Source organism: Neobacillus kokaensis, assembly GCF_014656545.1.
GTDB lineage: Bacteria > Bacillota > Bacilli > Bacillales > Cytobacillaceae > Neobacillus > Neobacillus kokaensis.
Genome location: NZ_BNDS01000073.1, coordinates 1 through 282 on the forward strand (window position 1 = coordinate 1; position 282 = coordinate 282).

A 282-nucleotide genomic window follows, 5' to 3' on the forward strand; every position below is an offset into this window, starting at 1 on the left:
ATTTTTACACCTAAGGAAGGGACGGCTCAGGAGTGAAGGACGTCTTCAGCTGAAACTAGGACGCGGATTGGAGATTCTACAGGGACAACCATTCGATGGTCTGTTTCTAGAAGACGAAATTGACCGGGCGTTAAGTCTTGGGTGGGGACTATATAAGAGTCAAAGCCTAAGTCTTCGTAGTCGGTGTATTCATAGCTTCAGTATCATTGGTGACCCATTGCTTTAATAGTAAGGTGTGGGTCATTAATTTCGTCTATAAGGTAAAGAATTCGAAGGGAGGGG

At 44.7% G+C, this 282-nt stretch carries 1 protein-coding gene; it reads left to right on the forward strand.

Translation table 11 applies throughout. The features are described from left to right. The coding region (locus tag IE222_RS27055) for a hypothetical protein (RefSeq protein WP_240009807.1) at nt 1–226 on the forward strand (226 nt) is incomplete at its 5' end. Between the last annotated feature and the right edge of the window lie 56 nt (nt 227–282).